We start from the raw sequence: 17,148 nt of genomic DNA, 5'->3' as shown, positions 1-17,148 counted from the left end.
TTAAGAAAGTAGGAGTCAGAATGAAAAGGAATGATGAAGGTAGGTATTTCAATGTTTAATATTCTTCAGTCGACTCAATTATCTAGTAATACATTTGATTTTTGGCTGGAAGCGCCAAGAATAGCGACACATGCCCAGGCTGGACAGTTTGTTATTTTAAGAATTGACGAAAAAGGAGAGCGGATCCCTTTAACGATTGCGGAGACAAATCCACAAGCAGGCAGTATTCGAATTATTTTCCAAGTAATCGGTAAGACAACAGCTGCACTTTCCCAACTTAAAACTTCAGACTCTTTGTTGGATATCACTGGACCTTTAGGTATGCCCACAGAAGTGAAGCAATATGGAACGGTGATGGTTGTCGGTGGCGGGGTTGGTATCGCGGCTATTTATCCAATTATCAAGGCTTTAAAAGAAGCAGGCAACCGAGTGATTACGATTTTGGGAGCACGAACAGCTGAGTTAGTTCTGTTACAAGAAGAATGCCGTCGTTATTCAGATGAGCTAATCATTACAACGGATGATGGTTCATTAGGTAAAAAGGGCTTAGTAACAGAAGCGATGGAAGAAGTTATTGCACGTGAATCTGTAGCGTGCAGTTGGGCGATTGGGCCCAGCATCATGATGAAATTTTGTACCTTGACAGCTGAAAAACATCAATTACCAATTTATGTTTCCTTGAATCCTATTATGATTGACGGAACAGGAATGTGTGGCGGTTGTCGGGTCACTGTTGATGGCACCATGAAATTTGCCTGTGTTGATGGACCTGAGTTTAAAGGCAATGAAGTAAATTGGGATGAATTCATTAATCGAATGAAGCAATATCAGGAAGAAGAAGCAGTTTGCTTTACAGATCGTTTGAAAGAGAAGGTGGAGAAAAATGGCTAGAAAAAGTCGTATAAAAACACCGATTGCGGAACAAGCACCTACTATCAGAAAGAGTAATTTTGAAGAGGTTTGCTTAGGCTATACATTAGCAGAAGGGCAAGAAGAAGCGGTTCGTTGTTTACAATGTAAAAATGCACCTTGTATTGCTAAATGCCCCGTGATGATTGATATTCCTGGATTTATTTTAGCTATTCGTGAAGGAAACATGGAACAAGCAGCCGATATTTTAAGTAAATATACGAATTTACCTGCTATTTGTGGACGCGTTTGTCCGCAAGAGAAACAATGTGAACAAGTTTGTAAATTAGGGAAAGCCAAAAACTTTGAACCAGTGGCAATTGGCAAATTAGAACGTTTAGTTGCCGATTGGGCATTAGAAAATCACATGTTTCCTAAAAAAACAGCGGAACCAACAAAAGGGAAAATCGCAGTGGTCGGTTCTGGTCCTTCTGGGTTAACAGTTGCGGGGGATTTGGCAAAGCTCGGCTACGAAGTAATTATTTTTGAAGCGCTTCATGAAGCTGGCGGCGTATTAACCTATGGCATACCTGAATTTCGATTACCGAAAAAAATTGTTAAACAAGAAATTGCGAGTATTGAAGCCTTAGGTGTAACAATAGAAACCAATGTGGTAGTAGGTAAAACGATTACGATGGAAGAAATAATGTCAGAGTTTGATGCCTGTTATCTATCGGTTGGTGCAGGGGCACCAAACTTTATGGGAATCCCAGGAACTAGTTTAAATGGGGTTTATTCTTCTAGTGAATTTTTAACACGAATCAATTTAATGCATAGCTATGAGTTTCCAGAATATGATACACCGATTAAACGTGCTAAAAATGTTGTTGTGATTGGCGGCGGGAATGTTGCAATGGATGCCGCTCGTTCAGCCAAACGATTAGGCGCTGAAAATGTGAACATTGTGTATCGTCGTTCGTTAGAAGAATTACCAGCAAGAATTGAAGAATACCACCATTCCCTTGAAGAAGGAATTAACTATTATTGGTTAACGAATCCAATTGCTTATTTAGATGACCAACAAGGAAATCTAGCTGGTGTTGAATGTGTCAAAATGGTTTTAGGTGAACCAGATGTGTCTGGAAGACGACGGCCAGAACCGGTTCCAGACAGCACGTTTACCATTCCTGCTGATGCAGTAATCGAGGCAATTGGCCAAGGGGCAAATCGAGTCTTGTTATCAACATATCCAGAAATAGAACTAAACCAATGGGGTTACATTCAAGCTGATCCTAAAACAGGAGCAACCTCAATACCTGGCGTTTTTGCTGGGGGCGATATAGTCACAGGTGCTGCCACCGTTATTTTAGCGATGGGCGCTGGGAAAATCGCAGCTAATGCAATTGATCAGTATGTCAAAACACAAAAAACAACAGTCACAAGCAATGTTTAGGAAAGATAAAAGGTGAAAAAATGAAAAAAACAATGGATGGAAACACCGCAGCGGCTTATATTTCATATGCGTTTACAGAAGTTGCCGCTATTTATCCTATCACACCAAGTTCAACAATGGCTGAGTTGGTAGATGAATGGGCGGAAAGTGGTTTAAAAAATATTTATGGTCAAAAAGTTCAAGTTATTGAAATGCAATCAGAAGCTGGGGCAGCGGGAGTAGTTCATGGTTCGTTAAAAACAGGTGCGTTAACCACTACTTATACTGCTTCACAAGGTTTACTGTTGATGATTCCCAATATGTATAAAATCGCAGGAGAATTGCTGCCTTCTGTGTTCCACGTGGCGGCTCGGGCAGTAACGACAAGTGCGTTGAGTATTTTTGGTGATCATGGCGATGTGATGGCTACCCGCCAAACTGGTTTTTGTATGTTAGCAGAATCGAGTGTTCAAGAAGTGATGGATTTGTCGGCAGTTGCTCATTTAGCTAGCTTAGAAGGTAGTTTACCTTTTGTAAACTTTTTTGATGGTTTTAGAACGAGCCATGAACTACAAAAAATCGAAGTGATTGATTATGATGACCTGAAAGAAATGGTGAATCAGGAAGCTGTAACTCGTTTTAGAATGGGAGGCATGAATCCTAATCATCCCACTGTTTCAGGGACCGCTCAAAATCCTGACATTCATTTTCAACAAAGAGAAACAGTCAATAAAAATTACGAAGAAATGCCAAAAATTGTTCAAAAATACATGAAAAAAATTAACAATCTTCGTGGAACAACGTATGATTTAACCGATTATTACGGGGTTGAAGATGCAACAGAAGTCATTATTTCAATGGGGTCGGCTTCGCCAGTAATCAAACAAACAGTCGACTATCTCAATCAACAAGGACGCAAAGTTGGTTTTATCAATATTCATTTATATCGTCCATTTCCTACCGAAAACCTTCTTGAAAAATTACCAGCTACAGTAGAAAAGGTTGCGGTTTTAGATCGAACAAAAGAATCAGGAGCCGAAGGGGAACCGTTATTGCTAGATGTTCAAAGCGCTCTCTATCAACATGAAAATCGTCCAATTGTGATTGGTGGACGTTATGGGTTAGGTTCTAAAGACGTAGCGCCTAATCAAATTAAAGCGATCTATGACCATTTGTTATTGCCATTTAAAGAATTAAAACAACGCTTTACGGTAGGGATCGTTGATGATGTAACCTATCAATCATTGCCAGAAGAACCTACTTTAGATTTAACGCCAGATACTACCTTCCAAGCAAAATTTTGGGGCTTTGGTTCTGACGGAACTGTGGGAGCAAACAAGCAAGCGATTAAAATTATCGGAGATCATACCGACCTTTATGCACAAGCTTACTTTAGTTATGATTCTAAAAAATCAGGCGGTTTAACCGTTTCGCATCTGCGTTTTGGTAAAGAGCCAATTACTTCCACGTATTTAATTGAACAAGCAGATTTCATCGCTTGTCATAATGCTTCCTATTTGCATAAATACGACCTGTTAAAAGGTTTAAAAGATGGCGGAACGTTTTTACTGAATACTATTTGGGATCAAGAAAAGGTTCACCGTTTATTACCGGCTAAGTTAAAAAAATATATTGGGGAGCACCAAATCAAATTTTACATTATCAATGCGGTTGAGTTAGCTCGCAAAGTAGGCTTAGGTCGTCGGATCAATACAGTGATGTCTACTGCCTTTTTTGAAGTAACAGATATTTTAACGAAAGAGCAATATTTACCGTTACTTAAAGAAGAAGTGAAAAAGACTTATGGAAAAAAATCAATGGAAATTGTTGAAAAAAATTACCAAGCGATTGATGCTACCTTTGAATCGCTGCAAGAAATCGTAGTTCCAGAAGATTGGGCAACCATTGTTTTAGAACCAGAAAATCAAGAGTCGGAAGCTCCAGCTTTTGTGACAAATATTTTAGAACCAATCAATCGTCAAGAAGGGGATCAGCTGACCGTTTCAGATTTGATTGAAAACGGAATGAAGGGCGGTGCCATTCCTATGGGCACTGCGGCTTATGAAAAACGTGGCATTGCGTTAGAAGTGCCTGAGTGGCAAATGGATAAGTGTACGATGTGTAATGAATGTGCCTTTGTTTGTCCACATGCGGCTATTCGACCGTTTTTAGCGGATGAAGAAGAACTGAAAGAAGCACCTGCAGGTTTTGCCATGCGCGAAATGCGTGGCACAGATGGGTTGATGTATCGTATCCAAGTTTCTTTAGAAGACTGTACAGGTTGTGGTCTTTGTGTTCAGGCATGTCCCGTGAAAGACAAGGCGATTTTAATGAAACCTTATGAAACTCAGAAAGAGCAAGCAATGAATTGGGCCTTTGCGATGACTCTTAAACAAAAAGCCAACCCAGTCAAAAAACTTTCTGTTAAAGGTTCCCAATTTAACCAGCCATTGATGGAATTTTCAGGTGCTTGTGAAGGCTGTGGCGAAACACCTTATATTAAGTTGTTGACGCAACTATTTGGTGATCGAATGATGATTGCTAACGCAACAGGCTGTTCATCAATTTGGGGTGGTTCGTCACCAGTGACACCTTATACAACGAACGAATGTGGCCAAGGACCAGCTTGGAGTAATTCGCTGTTTGAAGATAATGCGGAATATGGTTATGGTATGTATATTGCCAATCGAACGAAACGTCAACATTTAGCTAGTCTGGTTGAAGAAAGTCTTGCTAAAAACGTCGGATCAGATTCACTTCAAGCCTTGTTAAATGATTGGTTGGAACACATGGCTGAAGGGGAAGGAACACAACAGCGAGCCACCAAACTAGCGGCGGCATTAAGTGAAGAAGCCGATGAAGATCCACTTTTAACAAAAATTTACGAACAAAAAGATTTACTAGTGAAAACGAGTCAATGGATTGTCGGCGGCGATGGTTGGGCCTATGATATCGGGTTTAGCGGCATCGATCATGTTCTTGCTAGTGGGGAAGATGTTAATATTTTTGTTATGGATAACGAAGTGTATGCCAATACAGGCGGACAAACATCTAAAGCTACACCAGCTTCAGCCATTGCCAAATTCTCAGCGGGTGGGAAACATACCTCTAAAAAAGATTTAGGGATGATGGCAATCACTTATGGGAATGTCTACGTTGCACAAGTAGCTTTAGGCGCAAACTCAATGCAAACGATTAAAGCAATTGACGAAGCGGAGCGGTACCCAGGCCCATCAATTATCATTGGTTATACCCCATGTATTAATCACGGGGTCAAAGGCGGAATGGTTCGGACGTTAGATCAAGCCAAAGAAGCCGTTGAATCTGGCTATTGGCCACTTTATCGCTATAATCCAGAGTTAGTTAAGAAAGGCAAAGATCCGATGGTCATTGACTACAAGAAAACAGATTTTGACAAAATGCGTGATTTCCTTGAAAAACAAACACGTTACTCTGCGTTGCATACAATTAAACAGAATCAAGAAGTAGTCGAACATTTACTTGATAAAACTAAAGAAGATGCAATTGAACGCTCTGAAAGTTATAACAAACTAGTCACACATATGAAAAAATAAAAAAACAAAGCCTCTTACTTGAGAGGCTTTGTTTTTTTATCCAATAATAATTTTTTCTGAAGGGTATTCGTAGCCTAAGTCACGTGTTTCTTTTGGTACAAAAATCATTAAGGTATAAAGCATACCAATACGTCCAATAAACATTAATAAGGCAATCATTAATTTACCTACTGTTGTTAAATTGTCTGTAATGCCCAAAGAAAGACCGGTTGTCCCAAAGGCAGAAGCGACTTCCACAATGATTGAAATCAAGGGAAGATTTTCAGTGGCTGACAAAAAGACGACAGCGAAAAAGCACATAATCAAAGATAACATGAAGACGACAATCGATTTTTTGACATCATCGTCATCTATTTTACGGCTAAAGACGCTAATATCATCTTCACTTTTTAAAAAAGCTAACAAATACAAACCAATAATCGCAACAGTCGTTGTTCGAACACCACCACCAACAGAACTAGGACTACAACCAATAAACATTAACACAGAAAAAATAATCAACGTTGTAATTTGGAAGTCCCCTAAATCATTAATTTGGAGGCCAGCGTTTCGTGTAGTCATCGAATAAAACATCGAACTTACCCAACGGCCACTTTCATTCATTGTCAAAAATAGGTGATCTTTTTCTAATAAGTAAATCAAAATAGTCCCACCAATAAACAGAACAATAAACGCTAGCAAAGCAATTTTACTAAACAATGAGAAGCGGAAAGGCAAGCCTCGTTTCTTCTTACGAAAGTTCTTTTTCTTAAAATGTAACCACTCATGAATTTCCAGTAAAACGGGAAATCCAATTCCGCCGATAAAAATTAAGAACATAATTGCCAGTAAAAAGAGATAATCATGAGCAAAAGGAATAATTGAATCACCTGAAATATCAAAGCCTGAATTAGTCACTGCAGAAATAGCTTGATAAAAGCCATAAAATATCGCATCTCGCCAGTTTGTATAATAACCACTTATATAAAAATAAAGCGAAAAGAGCGAGCCGAAGATTACTTGGAACCAAATTAAAATCAAAAAAGTGGTGCGGATCAGTCGAACAATTCCGCTCAGTCGCGGCTGATTCATGTCAGTCATAATTAACTGACGTTGCTTTAATGTGATTCGCCGTTTTGATAAAATAAAAAAGACCGTTGAAATCATCATAATCCCTAAGCCACCAACTTGGAAAAGAACCTCCAATAAGACGATCCCACGATCATTAAAAACCGAATTAATATCGACTGTGGTGAGTCCAGTAACACTGACTGTACTGATTGCTAAGAAAAATAAATCAATAAAAGGAACATGCGAGTCAGGTTCTCTGAAAATAGGGAGGCAAAACAATAAATAAGAAATAACCGTCATTAATATGTAGTAAGCGACGATGATTTGAATAGATGAAAAATTTTTGCGAATAAATCGATCGCTTTTTCGCTGTGCCAGCCACAGCAAACGTGTATGGTTCACTAGATAACCTCCCAATTCTAATTAAACTAAGTATACCAAAACTTTTCGCCTCAAACGAATAATTCTGCCAGAAAATCCTTGAAATGACAAATAAAAATAAGAAATTCGTTAGAAATAATTGGAAAACATCCACAAACAAGCGAGAACATGATATTTTATGAAAGAATAGAAAAATAGGTTGTTCCCCAAACAACTTATTGCTAATTGGTCAGTTTGTCTAACGATACAACTTTAAAAAGTAGTGGTAGCTTTTTTATTTCGGTTGATATGTGAATGTGTTCACTTTATGTAACAAACTGTTATTTTTATTCAAATGAAAAATAAGAAATTGTGTTGGTAGAAATCAATAGTTTATAAGGTGGGAAAACAATGAAAAAAGTGTTAATGGGAGTTCTTTCCCTAGGGTTATTATTAGGTGCAGCAACAGGTTGTACAAGCGATCAAGAAAAAGCCGCTGGTAAAACAAAAGCGTCTTCTGAAAAAACAGAAGCAACATCTGGTGCCTCTGCTAATGGTTATACAGATCCAAGTGAACTAAAAGACAGTTATGATGTTGTTATTGTTGGTTCAGGTGGTGCGGGGATGACCGCTGCATTACAAGCCAAAGAAGCTGGCATGAATCCAGTTATTTTAGAAAAAATGCCTGTTGCAGGTGGGAATACAATTAAATCGTCTTCAGGAATGAATGCTTCACAAACAAAATTCCAAGAAAAAGAAGGCATTAAAGATAGCAACGATAAATTTTTTGAAGAAACACTAAAAGGCGGTAAAGGAACCAACGATCAAGAATTACTACGTTATTTTGTTGATCATTCAGCTGAAGCAATTGATTGGTTAGATACAAAAGGAATTACATTGAGCAATTTAACGATTACAGGTGGAATGAGCGAAAAACGCACACACCGTCCTGCTGACGGATCAGCAATTGGGGGCTATCTAGTTGACGGTTTAGTACGTAACGTTCGCGAAGAAAAAATTCCATTGTTTGTTGATGCTGACGTCACAGACTTAGTTGAAGAAAACGGTCAAATCGATGGCGTAAAAGTGAAAATGAAAGATGATAAAGAAAAAACAGTTAAAGCAAAAGCAGTCGTTGTCACAACAGGTGGTTTCGGTGCCAACGAAAAATTAATTACACAATACAAACCAGAATTGAAAAACTATGTTACAACGAACCAAGAAGGCACAACAGGTGACGGTATCCAAATGATTCAAAAAGTTGGCGGTGCGTTAGTAGATATGAAAGAAATTCAAATTCACCCAACTGTTCAACAAAGCGATGCTTTCTTAATTGGTGAAGCAGTTCGTGGAGAAGGCGCAATCTTGGCTTCTCAAAAAGGAGAACGTTTTGTTAATGAGTTAGATACACGTGACAAAGTTTCTGCAGCAATCAATGCCTTACCAGAAAAATCAGCTTATTTAGTCTTTGACCAAGGCGTTCGCGACCGTGCAAAAGCCATTGATTTCTATGATCAAAAAGGTTTCGTGGAAAAAGGTGAAACGATTGAAGAATTAGCTGAAAAAATTGGCATGCCTGCCGATACATTGAAAGCAACGATTGATACTTGGAACCAAGATGTTAATGCCAAAGATGACAAACAATTTGGCCGGACAACTGGAATGGAAGCTGACTTAAGCACAGCGCCTTACTACGCAATTAAAATTGCACCAGGGATTCACCACACAATGGGTGGCGTGAAAATCAACACGAAAACAGAAGTTTTACGTGAAGATGGCACACCAATTAAAGGTCTATATGCTGCTGGTGAATTAACAGGTGGCTTACATGGTCAAAACCGTATCGGAGGCAATGCCATCGCCGATATTATCATTTATGGTCGTCAAGCAGGTACGCAATCAGCAGAATTTTCCTCTGCTCAAAAATAACTAGCATTAAAAAGTCTGAAATTGTAGTCAAATAACTACAATTTCGGGCTTTTTTATTGCATACTAGCAGGATCATTAGTTGGAGTATAAACAGCCCTGCTAAAATGACTTTGGCGTAGATTCTGTTTTTTTCAGAAAAATGCACGACCATTTTAGCTAAAAATACTGCTTTTTTGCTGAAAATATAGTAAAATACGTAAGGAACTAACGGAAAGGTGTAGTGAACATGGCTCAATTATTTTTCAAGTATGGCGCAATGAACAGTGGTAAAACCATTGAAATCTTAAAAGTAGCACACAATTACGAAGAACAAGACAAACCAGTTGTTTTGATGACCAGTGGACTAGATACACGTGATGGTGTTGGGAAAGTATCCAGTCGCATCGGATTACGCAGAGATGCTATTCCAATTTTTGAAGAAACCAATGTTTTTGACTTGATTAATGATTTGTCTTACAAACCTTTTTGCGTATTAGTCGATGAATGTCAATTTTTAAACAAGCATCATGTCATTGAATTTGCACGAATTGTTGACGAATTAGATATTCCAGTAATGGCATTTGGGCTAAAGAATGATTTTAGAAATGAATTATTTGAAGGCTCAAAGTATTTACTTTTATATGCAGACAAATTAGAAGAATTAAAAACGATTTGCTGGTTCTGTCATAAAAAAGCAACTATGAACTTGCACTATATTGATGGCAAACCCGTTTATGAAGGGGATCAAGTCCAAATTGGTGGGAATGAAGCCTACTATCCTGTTTGTCGCAAACATTATTTTCATCCAAAAACAGTGAATGAAGAACAGTAAGGAGAGACACTATGTACGATCAATTACAATCTATTGAAGATCGCTATGAGGAATTGGGCGAATTATTAAGTGACCCAGCAGTCATTAGTGATACAAAACGTTTCATGGAATTATCGAAGGAAGAAGCTAATACACGTGAGACGGTTGAGGTTTATCGCCGATATAAACAAGTTGTTGAAGGGATTAGCGATGCCGAAGAACTTTTAAGTGAAAACTTAGATGCGGAAATGGCCGAAATGGCGAAAGAAGAACTTTCTGATTTGAAAAAAGAAAAAGAAGTGTTAGAAGACCGCATTAAAATTTTATTATTACCAAAAGACCCAAATGATGATAAAAATATCATCATGGAAATCCGTGGTGCAGCCGGTGGCGATGAAGCCGCACTTTTTGCTGGCGACTTATTTAATATGTACCAAAAATATGCAGAAGCACAAGGGTGGAAAGCGGAAGTTTTAGAAGCGAACGTCACTGGAATCGGCGGATATAAAGAAGTAATTATGATGATTTCAGGAGATAACGTCTTTTCAAAATTAAAATACGAAAGTGGCGCTCACCGCGTGCAACGAGTTCCTTCAACAGAATCACAAGGACGGATTCATACATCGACAGCAACCGTTGTAGTTATGCCAGAAGCCGAAGAAGTCGAAATCGAATTAGCTGATAAAGATATCCGTGTCGATATTTATCATGCAAGTGGCGCTGGTGGACAGCACGTCAATAAAACCGCTTCGGCTGTTCGTTTAACCCATTTACCAACAGGAATCGTGGTCGCAATGCAAGATGAACGTTCACAGCTAAAAAACCGTGAAAAAGCAATGAAAGTTTTGCGTGCTCGTGTGTATGACCAAATTCAACAAGAAGCACAAAGTGAATATGATGCTAACCGTAAATCGGCGGTGGGGACCGGAGATCGTTCAGAACGAATCAGAACGTATAACTTCCCACAAAATCGAGTAACGGATCATCGTATTGGTTTAACCATCCAAAAACTAGACCAGATTCTTGCTGGTAAATTAGACGAAATCATTGATGCATTAGTCTTATATGATCAAACATCGAAATTAGAAGAGATGCAAAATGGCTAAACGTTACTTTGAAGTCCTTAACTGGGCTTCTTCTTTTTTAGAGGCGCAAGGCAAAGAAGGCTATGCTATTCACTATGTTTTTTTAGAACGTAAAGGTTGGGATAAAACGCAGTGGCTCCTGCATATGCAAGAAGAAATGCCCAAAGAAGAAGAGGAACAATTAAAAACGGATTTAGCCCAATTATTGACAGATTACCCAGCACAATATTTACTAGGACAAGCTGAATTTTATGGACATTCCTTTATTGTTAATGAACATACTTTGATTCCTAGGCCAGAAACAGAAGAATTAGTCGAGCGTTGCTTAAAAGCCAATCCAGATATTCCTTTGACGGTCGTGGATGTCGGAACAGGGACAGGTGCCATTGCGATTAGCTTGAAACTGGCACGGCCCAACTGGCGAGTTATTGCCATTGATCTTTCAGAGGAAGCGTTGACTGTCGCTAAACAAAACGCGCAAGCATTAGGTGCTGGCATCGAATTTTATCATGGGAATGGCTTACAGCCAGTTGCTTCTGAAAAAATTGATCTGCTTATTTCTAATCCGCCCTATATTAGTGAACAAGAATGGCATTTAATGGATGCAAGTGTCCGAACGTATGAACCTAAAACCGCTTTATTCGCTGAAAATAACGGTTTGGCTTTATACCAACAATTAATTCATGAAAGTCAAACGATGCTTAAAGCAGACGGTAAAATTTATTTTGAAATAGGGTTTCAACAAGGCGCGGCCCTCCAAGAATTATTGAGCGCCGCCTATCCACAAAAAACAATTAAAATTGAAAAAGATTTATCTGGCAACGATCGCCTCGCGATAGCCGAGTAACTAAGGTTCTTCGTCGCCACTTTTCTAGAAGGAGCGATTTGCAATGGAAACAAAAAAATTAACCAAACAAGAAATAGCCCAAGCAGCAGCAGCCATTCAAGCAGGCGAGCTAGTGGCTTTTCCAACAGAAACTGTTTATGGCTTAGGTGCCGATGCCTTAAATGAAGCGGCAGTAAAAAAAGTTTACCAAGTAAAAGGCCGACCCAGTGATAATCCATTGATTGTTCATGTGAACAACGTTGAGATGGTCAAAAAATACGTAGCGACCTTACCAGAAGTCGCTACAAAATTGGTGTCTGCCTTTTGGCCGGGACCATTAACTTTAATTTTTAATGTGCCTAGCGATACATTTTCTAAAACAGTAACAGGTGGTTTAGAGACAGTCGCTTTTCGTATGCCAGATAACCAAGCGACCTTAGCTTTGATTGAACAAGCCAATGTTCCATTGGTCGGACCAAGTGCGAACACTTCTGGCAAGCCTAGTCCAACATCTGCAGAGCATGTTTATCATGATTTGCAGGGGAAAATTGCTGCCATATTAGATGATGGCCCAACGCAGATTGGGGTGGAGTCAACGGTCTTAGATTTAACGGCGGAAGATGGTGTGCCAGTTATTTTACGACCAGGAGCAATTACCAAAGAGCAGTTGGAAAGCATTATTCCTCAAGTGAAAATCGATACACATTTGATTAGTGAAACTGCAGCACCCAAAGCGCCAGGGATGAAATACAAACACTATTCTCCTGATGCGGAAGTTTGGATTATAAGCGGTCAAACAGCAGAATGGCAAGCGGCGATTCAGCAAGCAAAAGAGCAACAGGAAAAAATCGGCTTATTTTTAAGTGATGAACAGGCAGCACAACTAGATACAGAAAATGTATTTGTTTATTCTTATGGTGCAGAAACGGTTGAAAATGCCACAAAAGAACTATTTGCAGGGTTAAGAGCGTTAGATGAGCAAGGAGCTACCACGATTTTTGCACAAGGATTTGCAGAAACTGGTTTAGGCACTGCTTACATGAATCGCTTGAAAAAATCAGCTAATCAAAAATTTTTTGAAAAATAAGAGGTATTTGTAACGAAGCTGACACAGAAGTATGATACAATCAGACAAAAGAAAACAAAATGGAGTGTTGTTTGAATGGATTACAAAACGTATGACCCAGATTTATGGAATGCAATTGCAAGAGAAGAAGAGCGCCAAGAAAATAACTTGGAACTAATCGCATCTGAGAATGTTGTGTCAAAAGCGGTTATGGCTGCCCAAGGAAGTATTTTAACGAATAAATACGCAGAAGGTTACCCTGGCAAACGGTACTATGGTGGTTGTGAATTTATCGATATCGTAGAAAATTTAGCTATCGATCGTGCCAAAGAATTATTTGGTGCAAAATTCGCGAATGTACAAGCCCATTCAGGTTCTCAAGCCAATACAGCGGCATACCTTTCATTGGTTGAACCAGGTGATACCATTTTGGGGATGGATTTATCAGCTGGTGGTCACTTAACACATGGTTCGCCCGTTAACTTTAGTGGAAAAACCTATAATTTTGTCAGTTATGGAGTGGATCCTTCAACAGAAGTAATCGATTACGATGTCGTGCGAATTTTAGCAAGAGAACATCGTCCAAAACTAATCGTTGCAGGCGCAAGTGCGTATTCACGAACGATTGACTTCAAACGTTTCCGTGAAATCGCTGATGAAGTAGATGCCAAGTTAATGGTTGATATGGCGCATATTGCAGGCTTGGTAGCTTCAGGGTTGCACCCAAATCCAGTTCCGTATGCTGATATCGTAACAAGTACGACCCATAAAACATTGCGTGGTCCTCGTGGCGGTTTAATTTTGACAAATAGCGAAGAATTGGCGAAAAAAGTAAATAGTAGTATTTTCCCAGGCATTCAAGGTGGCCCATTGGAACATGTGATTGCCGGAAAAGCCGCAGCTTTTAAAGAAGCATTGGATCCAAGTTTTGCTGAATATAGTCAGCAAGTGATTGCAAATGCACAAGCGATGACGAAAGTTTTCAATCAAGCGCCAGAAGCTCGTTTAATTAGTGGGGCAACAGACAACCACTTATTACTGATTGAAGTGACAGGTTTTGGTTTAAATGGAAAAGAAGCAGAAGCTATTTTAGATAGTGTAAATATTACTGTCAATAAAAATTCAATTCCGTTTGAACAATTAAGTCCATTTAAAACAAGTGGTATCCGTATTGGAACGCCTGCGATTACTTCACGTGGTTTTAAAGAAGAAGATGCGGTAGAAGTTGCTAAATTAATCGTTCAAGTTTTAAAAGATCCAGAAAATACAGCAGTTCATGATGAAGTCAAAGCAGCTGTAGCAGCGCTAACTAAAAAATATCCATTATATAACTAACATCAGGGATAGCTGAAGCGCGATTCTCTGTACAAATAAGAGTCGGAGCTTAGGATTTAAGGAATTCAACTTGTGTCCTAGGCTCTTTTGTTTTACAATAAGAAAGAATAAAATAATGAAGGAGAATAGATATGGGAAAATTTCAAGTAATTGATCATCCGCTAATTCAACACAAACTAACAATGATTCGCGAAAAGAACTGTGGGACAAAGGTTTTCCGCGAAGTTGTCAACGAAATTGCTATGTTAATGGCTTATGAAGTATCACGGGATATGCCTTTAGAGGATGTTGTCATCGAAACACCGATGGGTAAATCAACACAAAAAACACTTTCAGGGAAAAAAGTAGCAATCATTCCTATTTTACGTGCCGGCATTGGCATGGTTGATGGGATTTTAGAATTAATTCCAGCAGCGAAAGTTGGACACGTTGGACTTTACCGTGATGAAGAAACATTGCAACCACATGAATACTTCGTGAAATTACCTGAAGACATTGCAAGTCGTCAATTATTTGTTGTTGACCCAATGCTAGCAACAGGTGGTTCCGCAATTATGGCCATCGATTCATTAAAAGAACGTGGTGCTAGCAACATTAAATTTGTATGTCTAGTGGCCGTTCCAGAAGGTGTGAAAGCTTTACAAGAAGCGCACCCAGATGTAGATATTTATACAGCAGCTTTAGATGAGCGCTTAAACGAAGACGGCTATATCGTTCCTGGTTTAGGGGATGCTGGTGACCGTTTATTCGGAACAAAATAATAACAAAAAACCGTTAGATAACCGATTATGGTTACTAACGGTTTTCTTTTGCTTAAAGAACTTTTCTAGGTGTATAATAAAAAATAAAAAAACAAAGGAGGAGCTATGAAAAAGAATAAAAAAGTCTTACACGCTATCGCTGTGATTGCTAGTGTGATGTCAGTTTTGATGTATGTTTCATATATTCCACAAATTTATGGAAATTTACATGGGGAAAAAGGCAATCCGACGCAACCATTAGTGGCAATGATTAATTGTATTTTTTGGACGATTCATGGGTTATATGGAGACGATGGAGAAACACGAGATAAGTCCATTATTTTTGCTAATGTGCCCGGAATTATTTTTGGTTTTTTTGCTTTTATTACAGCATTATAGTTTCCGACGAATTGGAAAGTATTCCAATTCTGTACATAAAAAAGAGCGGGGGAAATTTCCCACGCTTGAAGAATTAAATCTTTTTCAATTGTTTGTAATTAATAACAATCACACCATTGCTATGCACCATTAAGTGATTGTTTTTTTGCGTTTCGTCAATTTCGACGACAGCGGCATTTTTTAATTGTTTCGTAACAACGCCTGTTTGTGGCTGTCCGTGAACAAGAAAAGTAACATGGGTGTCAACGGCGAAATCCTTACCAGCATCCGATGGAACAACAGGAGTAACCATACCATTAAAATTTGACATACAAAAAACCATCCTTTCTTGATATCTCTATTATACCACATTTTCAGAAAAAAGTTTGTAAAGTCGCTATTTGGCTTATTTTAAAGAGATTTTGTATAAATAAATAACAAACAGACTTTACAAATAAAGTAGAAAGTCCTATAATAGATTTGTTTCAGGCCAGCTTAGCTCAGTTGGTAGAGCAACGCACTCGTAACGCGTAGGTCACAGGTTCGATCCCTGCAGCTGGCATCTAAAAAAACAGACAGGCACTACCAGATGGTAGTGCCTGTCTGTTTTTTTAGATAAAATATTGGATTAGTGCAAATGAAGCAATGCCTACCAGTACAATAAGCAATAAGTTTTTAGTAAGTATTGCGGCTAAAATGGTAGGAAATGAAGCGAATAAATAAGGAAGATTGAGGCTTGGTAAATGCCCTATTCTTTGTTCAAATAAGCTACTAAACCATAAGGCGGACATAATCACAATGGGAACAAAACTTAGATATTCTAATAATTTCTGTGGCAGACTGATTTTTTTTAAAAGTAAAAATGGCAGTATTCTTGAAAGCCAGGTTGCAACGGTACAGCCTAAAATTGTTAAAAAGAGATACTCAGAAGAAGGCATGTTTTATCATCACTCCTATTCCACAACCGATTAACGTGACAACTAAGACAATTAAATTACTGGGAATAAAAATTAGACCAATAGACATCAACCCAAAAGTAATCAGGACCATGATGAGTTGTAAAGCGATTTTCATGGAACGATCACTAATTATCTGCAGATAAAGTAAACCAATGAACATAGCCACAACCGCAAACTCAAGACCTAATGCTTGAGGGTTTGCAATAAAGCGCCCTAGATAGGCACCGATGATCGTCGAAAAAACCCAAGTCGCATAGGAAATCAAATTGGCAGCATTAAACCACTCAAAACTTAAACGTCCTTTGGTGTGGTTTAATTTATTCATTCCTAGTGCAAAACTTTCATCCGTCAGTAAGGTTCCCAACCAGAGATTTTTACCAAGAGATTCGGCTTTAAAGTAAGGCGCAATGGTCATTCCCATAAGAATCATACGCGCATTTACTAAGAAAGTCGCTAACACAATAGATAAGATAGGGCTGCCGCCAGTCAACATACTAACTGTTACAAACTGAGCAGATCCTGCAAAAATAAAAAACGACATCGCACTAACAATAAGAGGGGAAAAACCTGCTGCTTGTCCTACGATACCAAAAGCAATGCCAATACCAATATAGCCAAAAACCGTTGGCAAGGCTTCACGAATGCCAGTGCGTGCATCTAATTGGTGGTTCATTCTCTTTTTTTCCTTCTTTCTGTATAAAATTTAAACACGTGTGTCTGAAAATCTAGACCTTCGATAATGAGACACAACGAGCGAATGAGCGTTTTCATTAT

The 17,148-nt window shown here is 38.7% G+C and carries 15 protein-coding genes and 1 tRNA gene; 12 read left to right on the top strand and 4 right to left on the bottom strand.

From position 1 onward, the window contains the following. Window positions 1-33 precede the first annotated feature (33 nt). The 3 genes from IGK54_RS09890 to nifJ are packed head-to-tail and all read left to right on the top strand — an operon-like array spanning window position 34 to window position 5,856. On the top strand, window positions 34-891 hold the full coding sequence (locus IGK54_RS09890; protein WP_185938125.1) for a sulfide/dihydroorotate dehydrogenase-like FAD/NAD-binding protein: 858 nt from the start codon (window positions 34-36) through the stop codon (window positions 889-891). Beyond that, entirely contained in the window at window positions 884-2,302 is a 1,419-nt protein-coding gene (gene gltA / locus IGK54_RS09885; protein ID WP_142957418.1) for an NADPH-dependent glutamate synthase, read from the top strand. Before IGK54_RS09890 ends, gltA begins: the two co-directional genes overlap by 8 nt. 20 nt (window positions 2,303-2,322) lie before the next feature. Next, window positions 2,323-5,856, top strand: a complete 3,534-nt coding sequence (gene nifJ, locus IGK54_RS09880; protein WP_010707253.1) for a pyruvate:ferredoxin (flavodoxin) oxidoreductase — start codon at window positions 2,323-2,325, stop codon at window positions 5,854-5,856. Between the two features lie 36 nt (window positions 5,857-5,892). On the opposite strand, the gene IGK54_RS09875 is transcribed toward nifJ, so the two are convergent. Beyond that, entirely contained in the window at window positions 5,893-7,308 is a 1,416-nt protein-coding gene (locus IGK54_RS09875; protein WP_142957414.1) for a TrkH family potassium uptake protein, read from the bottom strand. A gap of 369 nt (window positions 7,309-7,677) precedes the next feature. On the opposite strand from IGK54_RS09875, the gene IGK54_RS09870 reads away from it, so the two are divergent. From IGK54_RS09870 to IGK54_RS09835, 8 genes are all read left to right on the top strand, one after another. Continuing rightward, window positions 7,678-9,195, top strand: coding sequence for a flavocytochrome c (locus tag IGK54_RS09870; RefSeq protein ID WP_430602944.1), 1,518 nt, complete (start codon window positions 7,678-7,680; stop codon window positions 9,193-9,195). 226 nt (window positions 9,196-9,421) lie between these two features. Then, window positions 9,422-10,006, top strand: a complete 585-nt coding sequence (locus IGK54_RS09865; protein ID WP_002356618.1) for a thymidine kinase — start codon at window positions 9,422-9,424, stop codon at window positions 10,004-10,006. Window positions 10,007-10,017: 11 nt separating this feature from the next. Next, window positions 10,018-11,091 (top strand): peptide chain release factor 1, encoded by a 1,074-nt coding sequence (gene prfA, locus IGK54_RS09860; protein WP_002356619.1) that lies wholly within the window; start codon window positions 10,018-10,020, stop codon window positions 11,089-11,091. Beyond that, window positions 11,084-11,917 carry a peptide chain release factor N(5)-glutamine methyltransferase gene (gene prmC / locus IGK54_RS09855; RefSeq protein ID WP_142957412.1) on the top strand — a complete coding sequence of 278 codons (834 nt, stop codon included), beginning with the start codon at window positions 11,084-11,086 and terminating at the stop codon, window positions 11,915-11,917. Before prfA ends, prmC begins: the two co-directional genes overlap by 8 nt. A gap of 43 nt (window positions 11,918-11,960) precedes the next feature. After that, the gene (locus IGK54_RS09850) at window positions 11,961-12,983 is read left to right on the top strand and encodes an L-threonylcarbamoyladenylate synthase (RefSeq protein ID WP_010820196.1); all 1,023 of its coding nucleotides are present in this window, start codon (window positions 11,961-11,963) and stop codon (window positions 12,981-12,983) included. Between the two features lie 75 nt (window positions 12,984-13,058). Beyond that, window positions 13,059-14,297: a serine hydroxymethyltransferase gene (gene glyA / locus IGK54_RS09845; RefSeq protein ID WP_002356623.1), complete on the top strand. Its 1,239-nt coding sequence runs from the start codon at window positions 13,059-13,061 to the stop codon at window positions 14,295-14,297. 131 nt (window positions 14,298-14,428) lie between these two features. After that, window positions 14,429-15,058, top strand: a complete 630-nt coding sequence (upp, locus tag IGK54_RS09840; RefSeq protein ID WP_002356624.1) for a uracil phosphoribosyltransferase — start codon at window positions 14,429-14,431, stop codon at window positions 15,056-15,058. A gap of 105 nt (window positions 15,059-15,163) precedes the next feature. Then, window positions 15,164-15,436, top strand: a complete 273-nt coding sequence (locus IGK54_RS09835) for a membrane protein (protein WP_002356625.1) — start codon at window positions 15,164-15,166, stop codon at window positions 15,434-15,436. Window positions 15,437-15,509: 73 nt separating this feature from the next. Here IGK54_RS09835 and IGK54_RS09830 read toward each other — a convergent pair whose 3' ends face one another. After that, window positions 15,510-15,746 carry a hypothetical protein gene (locus IGK54_RS09830; protein ID WP_002381528.1) on the bottom strand — a complete coding sequence of 79 codons (237 nt, stop codon included), beginning with the start codon at window positions 15,744-15,746 and terminating at the stop codon, window positions 15,510-15,512. Window positions 15,747-15,904: 158 nt separating this feature from the next. On the opposite strand from IGK54_RS09830, the gene IGK54_RS09825 reads away from it, so the two are divergent. Further along, window positions 15,905-15,977 (top strand) — tRNA-Thr (locus tag IGK54_RS09825). A 49-nt stretch (window positions 15,978-16,026) separates the two neighbouring features. Here IGK54_RS09825 and IGK54_RS09820 read toward each other — a convergent pair. Next, window positions 16,027-16,353 (bottom strand): AzlD domain-containing protein, encoded by a 327-nt coding sequence (locus tag IGK54_RS09820; protein ID WP_002359670.1) that lies wholly within the window; start codon window positions 16,351-16,353, stop codon window positions 16,027-16,029. Next, a complete protein-coding gene (locus IGK54_RS09815) occupies window positions 16,340-17,047 on the bottom strand; it encodes an AzlC family ABC transporter permease (RefSeq protein WP_002356628.1) in 708 nt (235 codons plus the stop codon). Before IGK54_RS09815 ends, IGK54_RS09820 begins: the two co-directional genes overlap by 14 nt. Window positions 17,048-17,148 lie beyond the last annotated feature (101 nt).

This window comes from Enterococcus sp. DIV2384 (genome assembly GCF_050534975.1).
Taxonomy (GTDB): Bacteria; Bacillota; Bacilli; order Lactobacillales; family Enterococcaceae; genus Enterococcus; species Enterococcus faecalis.
Note: the sequence above shows the minus strand (reverse complement) of the source record. Positions and strands in the feature narration are given on the sequence as shown.